The sequence below is a fragment of the Streptomyces chiangmaiensis genome, assembly GCF_036281785.1.
GTDB lineage: Bacteria > Actinomycetota > Actinomycetes > Streptomycetales > Streptomycetaceae > Streptomyces > Streptomyces chiangmaiensis.
This window is the reverse complement of the sequence record NZ_JAYWVC010000674.1, coordinates 1-765: the sequence shown is the minus strand read 5'-3', so window position 1 is coordinate 765 and position 765 is coordinate 1. Positions and strand designations below refer to the sequence as shown.

The following is a 765-nucleotide window of genomic DNA, read 5'->3' as shown; positions in this document are numbered from 1 at the left end:
TGCGCAGGCGCCGGAACCAGTGCAGGAGAGCGAAAGCTGCTTCGACCACCCAGCGGTCCTTGCCCAGGCCGCTGCCGTGCTCGGTGCCGCGGCGGGCGATCACGGGGCGGATGCCCAGGTCACGGACCTGGCGTCGGTAGATGTCGTGGTCATAGCCGCGATCGGCGTACACAGCGTCGGGGCGTCGGCGCGGACGTCCGCGCTTTCCGCGGATCGGCGGGACAGCGTGGATCAAGGGCAGGAGTTGGGTGACGTCGTTGCGGTTGCCGCCGGTGAGGGTGGCGGCCAGGGGGATGCCGTGGGTGTCGACGATGATGTGGTGCTTGCTGCCGGTCTTGCCCCGGTCCACCGGGGAGCGGCCGGTGGCCGCTCCCCCTTTCATGGCCCGCAGGTGTGAGCCGTCGACCGCTGTTCGGGACAGATCGAGCTGGTCAGCGGCGCGTAACTCGGCGAGGAGCAGTTCGTGCAGCTTCTGCCACACGCCTGCGTCGTTCCATTCGCGTAGTCGGCGCCAGCAGGTGCTGCCCGAGCCGAAGCCCAGCTCTTGGGGCAGGAACTCCCACCGGATCCCGGTGTACAGCACGAACAGGATCCCGCACAGAACCTTGCGGTCGTCCAGCCGTTTGCGCCCGGGGTATCGGTAGCGGCGCTCGACCTTCGGCAGGAGCGGTTCGATCCGCTCCCACAACTCGTCCTCGACCTCCCACGGTTTGCGCTTCGTATTGCCTGTTGCCGTCACATGCTCCCTTGTCTTGAACCTGCCAA

Annotated in this window: 1 protein-coding gene; it reads right to left on the bottom strand. The window is 67.7% G+C overall.

The annotated features are described in order from the left end of the window. The coding region (locus tag VXC91_RS46350; protein WP_329513328.1) for an IS5 family transposase at window positions 1–739 on the bottom strand (739 nt) is incomplete at its 3' end. Between the last annotated feature and the right edge of the window lie 26 nt (window positions 740–765).